Origin of the sequence: Streptomyces sp. NPDC058864 (assembly GCF_042742985.1) — a bacterium.
In the GTDB taxonomy this organism is placed as follows: domain Bacteria; phylum Actinomycetota; class Actinomycetes; order Streptomycetales; family Streptomycetaceae; genus Actinacidiphila.
The window spans coordinates 22063-29745 of sequence record NZ_JBHYMQ010000089.1; the positions used below are offsets into that span (position 1 = coordinate 22063).

General features: G+C 73.2%; 8 protein-coding genes. 4 read left to right on the top strand and 4 right to left on the bottom strand.

Annotated elements, in window-relative coordinates; all coding sequences use genetic code 11:
• Positions 1-3: 3 nt before the first annotated feature.
• The gene (locus ACFW3D_RS37845) at positions 4-849 is read left to right on the top strand and encodes a GNAT family N-acetyltransferase (RefSeq protein WP_500512457.1); all 846 of its coding nucleotides are present in this window, start codon (positions 4-6) and stop codon (positions 847-849) included.
• Positions 850-922: 73 nt separating this feature from the next.
• Here the strand turns inward: ACFW3D_RS37845 and ACFW3D_RS37850 are convergent, their stop codons facing one another.
• The gene (locus ACFW3D_RS37850; RefSeq protein ID WP_500512459.1) at positions 923-1789 is read right to left on the bottom strand and encodes a chitosanase; all 867 of its coding nucleotides are present in this window, start codon (positions 1787-1789) and stop codon (positions 923-925) included.
• Positions 1790-2032: 243 nt separating this feature from the next.
• On the opposite strand from ACFW3D_RS37850, the gene ACFW3D_RS37855 reads away from it, so the two are divergent.
• Positions 2033-4180 (top strand): SpoIIE family protein phosphatase, encoded by a 2148-nt coding sequence (locus ACFW3D_RS37855; RefSeq protein ID WP_500512461.1) that lies wholly within the window; start codon positions 2033-2035, stop codon positions 4178-4180.
• 66 nt (positions 4181-4246) lie between these two features.
• On the opposite strand, the gene ykgO is transcribed toward ACFW3D_RS37855, so the two are convergent.
• A complete protein-coding gene (gene ykgO, locus ACFW3D_RS37860; RefSeq protein ID WP_500512463.1) occupies positions 4247-4369 on the bottom strand; it encodes a type B 50S ribosomal protein L36 in 123 nt (40 codons plus the stop codon).
• Positions 4370-4484: 115 nt separating this feature from the next.
• Here ykgO and ACFW3D_RS37865 point away from each other — a divergent pair, with 115 nt between their 5' ends.
• Positions 4485-5006 carry a DUF1003 domain-containing protein gene (locus ACFW3D_RS37865; RefSeq protein ID WP_500512465.1) on the top strand — a complete coding sequence of 174 codons (522 nt, stop codon included), beginning with the start codon at positions 4485-4487 and terminating at the stop codon, positions 5004-5006.
• On the opposite strand, the gene ACFW3D_RS37870 is transcribed toward ACFW3D_RS37865, so the two are convergent.
• Together ACFW3D_RS37870 and ACFW3D_RS37875 are read right to left on the bottom strand one after the other, a co-directional pair.
• Positions 5001-5381, bottom strand: coding sequence for a hypothetical protein (locus ACFW3D_RS37870; RefSeq protein ID WP_500512467.1), 381 nt, complete (start codon positions 5379-5381; stop codon positions 5001-5003). The two genes, ACFW3D_RS37865 and ACFW3D_RS37870, sit on opposite strands and share 6 nt — an antisense overlap.
• Before the next feature lie 22 nt (positions 5382-5403).
• Positions 5404-5595, bottom strand: coding sequence for a hypothetical protein (locus tag ACFW3D_RS37875; protein ID WP_500512469.1), 192 nt, complete (start codon positions 5593-5595; stop codon positions 5404-5406).
• 203 nt (positions 5596-5798) lie between these two features.
• On the opposite strand from ACFW3D_RS37875, the gene ACFW3D_RS37880 reads away from it, so the two are divergent.
• The gene (locus ACFW3D_RS37880) at positions 5799-7565 is read left to right on the top strand and encodes an ABC transporter ATP-binding protein (protein ID WP_500512471.1); all 1767 of its coding nucleotides are present in this window, start codon (positions 5799-5801) and stop codon (positions 7563-7565) included.
• The last annotated feature ends 118 nt before the right edge of the window (positions 7566-7683 follow it).

The window sequence follows — 7683 nt, forward strand, 5'->3', positions numbered from 1 at the left end:
CCCATGACCGCGTTCCACGTCTCCTCCGCGGGCGCCGAGGACATCCGCCGGCTCTCCGACTGGGCCGACGACGAGGGATGGAACCCCGGCAGATCCGACGGGCAGGCCTTCTTCCCCGCGGATCCGTCCGGCTTCCTGTTCGGGAGGCTCGACGGCGAGCCCGTCGCATCGGTCTGCGCGGTGCGCTACGGAGCGGACTTCGGCTTCGTCGGTCTCTACATCGCCCGGCCGCCCTTCCGCGGCCGGGGCTACGGGATCCAGGTCTGGCGCGCCGGGCTGGAGCACCTCGCCGGTCGCAACATCGGCCTCGACGGGGTCGTCGCGCAGCAGGAGAACTACCGCAGGTCCGGATTCAGCACGGCCTGGCGGAACATCCGGTACCAGGGAACGCCGTCCGGCGGGGTCATGCCCGGCGGCGTCGCGCTGATCGACGCCAGGAGCCTCGGCTTCGGCGAACTGGCCCGCTACGACCGAAGGTTCTTCCCCGCCGCGCGAGACGCGTTCCTCGCCTCCTGGATCAGCCTCCCGGACCGCACCGCCCTCGCGGCCGTCGCCGACGGCCGCCTGCAGGGCCTGGGGGTGCTGCGCGCCGCACGGGGGCCGTCCCGCGTGGGGCCGCTGTACGCCTCGTCCGCGAAGGTCGCCCTCGCGCTCCTCATGGGGCTGGCACGCACCGTGCCGGGGGAGTCCTTGGCGATCGACGTGCCCGAACCCAACGGGGCCGCCGTGCGCCTGGTGGAACACCTCGGTCTGGCGCCCTCGTTCGAGGCCGCTCGCATGTACACGGGCCCGGTCCCGGACGTCGACCTGGCGGGCATGTACGGCGTCACCAGCCTGGAACTGGGCTAGACGCCGGGCCCCGGCGCCGCTCCGGGCGGCCCCCCGGTGAGGGAGGCCGCCCGGAACGCCGTGCGTGGGGAGGTCACTGGTTGATCGTGTAACTGTCCCCGTAGACCTTCCACTTGAGCGGGGGGTTGAGGTCGAGGTTGCCGTTGTTGAGGAAGACGCGCTGCTCCGTGTCGACCCGGCTGGTGTCGCTGTGCGCCTCCTCGGTCTTCATCGCCGCCTTGCGCGCGTCGAGGAAGGCGTTGATGTACGCCGTCTCGTCGCCGCCCTGCGCGGGGCTCTTGGCCTTGGACAGGGCGGTCTTGCGAATGCCGCCGAAGCTGACCTTGTCCTCGCCGGGGCCGTGCATCACGATCGCGTCGTAGTACGCGAACTGGCCGAGCGCGCGCAGCCCGTCGGCCTTGGCCTGCTTGACCGAGGGATCGAAGTAGACCCGGTCGCGCTCGTCGTTCTGCGCCTGCTGGAACGCCGTGTCGGCGGCGGCGCTGCGCCAGGCGCTCTCGAAGCCCGAGCCGAGGCCGCTGTGGGAGTCGGTCCCGTTGACCCGGCGCAGTGCGGGCAGGTAGCGGGCGAGCGGGTTGCCGGGCTTGCGGTCGGTGTACAGCTCGACGAGCTCGAGCATGTCACCGGTGCCGGAGCAGAAGCCGATGATGCCCGCGGTGTAGCCGCGGCCGTCGCCGATGTCCTCGATGTACTTGTACTGGGCCTTCCAGTCCAGTGAGGAGTTCTCGGCGCTGGACACCAGCTGCATGGCGATGTCCTTCTTGTGCGGGTCGTCGAGGCCGACGCCGGCCGCCGCCGCGGAGGCGGGCTGCCCCGGGGCGGCCGAGGCCAGGGTGCCGGCGCCGACGGCCAGGACGCCCGCGGTCAGCGCGGCGGTCGCGTAGAGGACGACGCGCCGGCGGGGGAGGGTGCGTGCATGACGGTGTGGGGGGATCTGCACGGGTGACTCCGTGGGTCAGAAGTTAGGAAACCTTCCTAACAGCGCCACATTGAAGCACCGCGCCAGTCGAACGCCAAGGGGTTCGAACAAAAATGCCGTATGTCATCCGACCCGGGAATCAAGGGAGTTGGCATCGTCCGCCGGCCGGCGGCCGGCACGCGCCCGGAGCGTCGGGTCCCCCGCATGCGCGGTGCGCGGCCGGGATGCAGTCTGGACGGGGAAGAGGCGGAGGAGGTGATACCCGTGCCGGACGGGTCCCCTCCCGCTCCGTCCCACCCCGACGCCGGGGAGCGGACGGACGAAGACCTGCTGGCACCGGCGCTGTTCGCGATGATGGACGGCGTGCGGGCGCACGCGGGCGGGATCTACCTCCTCGCGCCCGGCGAGCCGGTGCTGGAGATGGCCGTGATGGCCGGCCTGCCGCGCGCTTTCGCGGCGCCCTGGGAACGCGTGGGGCTGGGCGCCCCGATCCCCGTGGCGGAGGCGCTGCGCGAACGCCGGCTGGTCTGGGTCGGCGGCGAGGAGGAGATGGCGAGCCGTTACCCGCGTATCTCGCTCGTCCTGCCGTATCCGTTCACGCTCGCCGCGCTGCCCGTCGTGACCGCGGACACCGCCTTCGGCTCGGTCTTCGTCACCTGGCCGGGCGCCCATCCGCCCGAACTGTCCGACCGGGAGCGCGGGCACCTGGAATCGGCCTGCGAGCGGCTGGCCCGGAGCCTGGAGCACGAGGCCGCGGTGGGCCGGCCGGTCCGGCGCGGGCAGGACGTGACGCTCGGTGCCCCGGTGGCCGGGGTCTCCTCGGCGGTCGAGGCGGTGCGCATGGTGGGCCGGCTGCCCGACGGGCTGTGCTCGCTCGACCTCGATGGTCGGGTTACCTACGCCAACGGGGCGGCGTCCCGGCGGCTGGGCGTACCGGTGCGCAAGCTGCTCGGGCACCCGTTGTGGCGGACGCTGCCCTGGCTGGAGGACCCCGTGCACCAGGAACGCCACCGCGCGGCGCTGATCAGCAGGCAGCCCACCACGTTCAGCGCGCTGCGCCCGCCCGGCGACTGGCTCACCTTCCAGCTCCACCCCAGCAGCAACGGCGTCAGTGTGCGCATCTCACCGGCCCGCGGACCGGAGGCGGAGGCTCCCGTGACCGGAGCGGCGCGCGGCGCGGCGCAGCCCGCCGTCGGGCTGGTGGCCATCTCCCACCTGGTGAACCTGTCCGGGGCGCTCACGGAGGCGGTCGGCGTGCAGGACGTGATCGACCTGGTCGCCGAGGAGATCATGCCCGCCGTCGGCAGCCGGGTGGTGGCCGTGGTCGCCCCGGAGGCCGGGCGGATGCGCGTGCTCGGCCACCGCGGATACCGCGACCCGTCGATCGTCGACCGCTACGACGGCATGGCCATGTCCATGCCGACGCCCGCCGCCCGGGTGCTGGCCAGCGGTGCGCCGGCGTTCCTGGAGTCCGAGCAGGAGATGCGGGACTGCTTCCCCGACCGCCCTCCGGTCCAGGACGGCATGGCGGCGTGGGCCTACCTCCCGCTGATCGCCTCCGGCCGTCCCGTCGGCACCTGCGTGCTCGGGTACCCGCGACCGCACCGCTTCGGGGCCGACGAGCGGGCCCTGCTGACCAGCCTCGGCGGCCTGATCGCCCAGGCCCTGGAGCGGGCCCGGCTCTACGACGCCAAGCACCGGCTGGCCCACGGCCTGCAGTCCGCGCTGCTCCCGAGGAGCCTCCCGGAGCTGCCCGGCCTCGAGGCGGCGGCCCGGTACCTCGCGGGCACCGAGGGGATGGACATCGGCGGCGACTTCTACGACCTGCTCCGCGTGGGGGACCGGCCGGCCGCCGTGATCGGCGACGTCCAGGGCCACAACGTCACCGCCGCCGGCCTCATGGGCCAGGTCCGCACCGCGGTGCGGGCGTACTCCGCCGTCGGGCAGTCCCCGGGCCAGGTGATGGAGTGCACCAACCGGCTGCTGCTGGACCTGGACGTGGACCTGCTCGCCAGCTGCGTCTACCTGCACCTCGACCCGGACGGGGAGCGGGCGATGGCGGCGGGTGCGGGTCACCCGCAGCCACTGCTGCGGGACCCGGACGGCCGGGTGCGGGCGCTCGACCTCGCCCAGGGACCGCTCCTGGGCATCGACGCGGAGGCGGTCTACGGCACCGTCGAGTTCCCCTTCCCGCCGGGCTCGGTGCTGATGCTCTACACCGACGGGCTGGTCGAGTGCCCGGGGACGGACGTCGACGCCGAGCTGGCGGCCCTCTCGGACCACCTCGCCACGGCCGGCGGGCTGCCGCTCGACCGGGTCGCGGACGGCGTCCTCGCCCTCACCTCCGAGCGCCGGCGGCGCACCGACGACATCGCGCTGCTGCTGCTGCGCTCCCTGGCGGGGTCGCGGTGACCCGTAACGGAACGGGCGCCGCGCGCCGTCCTGGGACAGTGCGCGGCGCCCGTGGTGCTCCGTGGGTCAGCCCTGGCGGGCCTTGAAGCGGGGGTCCCTCTTGTTGATCACGTAGACACGGCCGCGGCGGCGGACGATCTGCGAGCCGGGGGTGCTCTTGAGGGAACGCAGCGAGGCACGTACCTTCACCGGTCGCCTCCTTTCGTGCGGTTCTTGATCCGCCCATCCCAACGCGGGGAGGGGGTGGTTTCTTCCCGCGTTCCCGGTGCCGTCGCCGTGGTGGGCCGGGGGGAGGATGAGGGGCATGAGTTCCCCCGCCGACGGCGCCGCCGTCCCCTCGTCACCGCCGCGCCCGCTCGTCCGCTCCCCGCACGAGCGGGTCCTCTTCGCCCGCGGGAGGGGCGCCCAGGACCGGGTCGCGGACGCGATCACCGCCTTCGCCGGTTCGATGGCCTTCGTCTACGTGCACATCGTCTGGTTCGCGGTGTGGATCCTGCTGAACCAGGGGCTCGTAGGGCGGGGCGGGGTCTTCGACCCCTACCCCTTCGGGCTGCTCACCATGATCGTCAGCCTGGAGGCGATCTTCCTCTCCACCTTCGTCATGGTCAGCCAGAACCGCCAGGCGGCCCGGGACAACATCCGCGCCGACCTCGCCTTCGAGACGAACGTGCGCTCCGAGGTCTGGACCGCGCACATAGGCCGGGCCCTCGGCCTCGACCCCGAGGAGGTCGAGCGGAACGTCCAGCAGCTCATCGCCGAGAGCCGGGCCCGTATGGGGGTCGCACCCCAGGCGGTGACGCCGGCCGCGGAACCGCCCGCGTCATGACCCGCCGTCGTCCCGTTCCGCGCCGGCGGGGTCCGCGCCGCCCAGTGTGCCGGGACCGGTGAAGTCCGGGCTGGAGTACCCGGGCCCGCCGAAACCGGGCGACGCGAAACCGGGCGACTCGAAGCCCGGTGATTCGAAGCCCGGTGATTCGAAGCCCGGTGATTCGAAGCCCGGCGACTCGAAACCGGGCTCCGCGACGCCCGCGAGCTCCGGCTCCGGGACCTCGTACTCCGGGATCCGCGGGGGCGGCGGAACCGCCCCGCCGTCCCCGGTGTCCGGGCCGGGGCCGTCGGCGGACGTGGAGAACCCCGGACTGGTGAAGCCCGGGCGGTGCTTCGGCACGCTCCCGGGCGCGCTGCCTCGACGGTCCGTCATGGTCCTTCCCCTCCCGGAGGGCTCAGCGCCGCCGCCGGCGGTACCCCGACCAGCGGGCGCCCGCACCCGAGCCGACCCCGCCGAGGTGCGCCGCGAGCAGCGCCAGCCCGACCAGCAGCAGGCTCGTCGGGGTGAACACGTCCTCCGTGGCCGTCCCGGTGGCGTTGACGACGAACGCGACCGCGAACACGACGGCCGCAACGATGGCCAGCATCGGCCCTCCCAGTGGTCCGGGGGCGTCCTCGCGCCGCCCCTTCCCCCACCGTCTGCCCCCGGACCCGCCCCCCAGTCGGCCGGGACCGGTCAGGGACCCCCGGGCGGTGCCCGTGGGAGCGCTCACGGCCTAGGATTCCGCGGTGACCGGATGAGCCACAGCCGTCTCATCACCCCGCGCCCTCGTGCACCCGGAGTCCCCGCATGGCCTCGCCGCACGGCCCGCTCGACCACCGCTACCGCGGTGAGCACCCGATCCGCACCCTCGCCTACCTCTTCCGCCACGACCGCGGCCGACTTGCCCTTGCCGTGCTGGCGTTCATGGTCAAGCACACCCCGATCTGGCTGACCCCGCTGGTCACCGCGCAGGTCATCGACGTCATCGTGCAGCACCGGCCGCTGTCGGGCATGCTGCTCGGCACCGCTGTGCTGCTGCTGATGCTCGTCCTCAACTACCCCTTCCACCTGCTGTACGTGCGCTGCTGGTACGGCAGCGCCCGCCGCACGGGCACCCGGCTGCGCTCCGCGCTCTGCCAGCGCATGCAGCAGCTCTCCATCGGCTACCACACGAAGGTCAACTCCGCCGTCCTGCAGACCAAGGTCATCCGAGACGTCGAGGCGATCGAGCAGGCGGTCCAGCAGACCGGTGACATGGGCCTGTCGGCTCTCGCCACGCTGCTGGGCGCGCTGGTGGTGATCGCCGTGCAGGCGCCGTCCTTCCTGCCGGTCTTCCTGGTCGTGGTGCCCGCGACGTCGGCGCTGGTGATGTGGCTGCGGGGGCGGCTGCGCGAGTCCAACGAATCGTTCCGCCAGGAGGTGGAGCAACTCTCCTCCCGCGTCACCGAGATGACCACCCTGATCCCCATCACCCGCGCCCACGGCCTGGAGTCCACCGCGCTGCGCCGCGTCGACGGCACGCTCAGCCAGGTCCTCACCGCGGGGCTGCGCCTGGACCGGCTCAACGGCCGCTTCGGCTCACTCGCCTGGATCGTCCTCAACGTCCTCGGCGCCTGCTGCCTGCTCGGCTCCGCGCTCGCCGCGTACTACGGCTGGCTGGGCGTCACCCCCGGCGACGTCGTCATGCTGACCACCTACTTCTCCGCCCTCACCGCCGCCGTGACCACCCTGCTCAGCCTGACCCCCGTGGTCAGCAAGGGACTGGAGTCGGTGCGCTCAGTCGGCGAGGTGCTGCAGGCGCCCGACCTCGAGCAGAACGCGGGCAAGACGGAGGTGGCCGCCGTCCGCGGACGGGTGGACTTCCAGGGCGTCGGCCTCACCTACGACGACGCCGCCGACCACTCGGTGCGCGACTTCTCCCTCTCCGTCCGCCCGGGCGAGACCATCGCGCTGGTGGGCACCTCGGGCGCCGGAAAGTCGACCGTCCTCAACCTCGTCATCGGCTTCCTGCGCCCCACCGAGGGGCGGATACTGCTGGACGGGGCCGACATGGAGACCCTGGACCTGCGCAGTTACCGCCGCTTCGTGTCCGTCGTCCCCCAGGAGTCCATCCTCTTCGAGGGCACCATCCGGGAGAACGTCGCCTACGGCATGCCGGGCGTGCCCGAGGAGGCGGTGCGGGAGGCCCTGCGGGCCGCCAACGCCCTGGAGTTCGTGGAACGGCTGCCGGCCGGCCTCGCCACGGTCGTCGGCGAGCGCGGTGCCCGGCTGTCCGGTGGGCAGAAGCAGCGACTGGCCATCGCGCGGGCGCTGATCCGGGACCCCCGCGTGCTGGTCCTGGACGAGGCGACCTCCGCCCTCGACTCCCGCTCCGAGGCCCTTGTCCAGCAGGCGCTGGAGCGCCTGGTGCGCAACCGCACCGTCTTCGTGGTGGCCCACCGGCTGTCCACCATCCGCAACGCCGACCGCATCGTCGTCATGGACGGCGGCAGGATCATGGAGATCGGCTCGCACGACCAACTGCTGCGCTCCGGCGGCCCGTACTCCGCACTGCGCAGCGCGCAGACCGCCTGAGCGCGCGGGCCCGTACGCGCCCGGGGGCGGGGGCCGGGGGGGGGGGGGGGGGGGGCCCCCGGGGGGCTCGTAGAAAACCCGCACCCCAACCCACCCGAGCACCACCGAGGGCAGAGCT

Coding starts and splice junctions, on each gene's coding strand:
- ACFW3D_RS37845 (WP_500512457.1), top strand. CDS start 4: ATGACCGCGTTCCACGTCTCCTCCGCGGGCGCCGAGGACATCCGCCGG.
- ACFW3D_RS37865 (WP_500512465.1), top strand. CDS start 4,485: ATGAGTTCCCCCGCCGACGGCGCCGCCGTCCCCTCGTCACCGCCGCGC.
- ACFW3D_RS37870 (WP_500512467.1), bottom strand. CDS start 5,381: ATGACGGACCGTCGAGGCAGCGCGCCCGGGAGCGTGCCGAAGCACCGC.
- ACFW3D_RS37875 (WP_500512469.1), bottom strand. CDS start 5,595: ATGCTGGCCATCGTTGCGGCCGTCGTGTTCGCGGTCGCGTTCGTCGTC.
- ACFW3D_RS37880 (WP_500512471.1), top strand. CDS start 5,799: ATGGCCTCGCCGCACGGCCCGCTCGACCACCGCTACCGCGGTGAGCAC.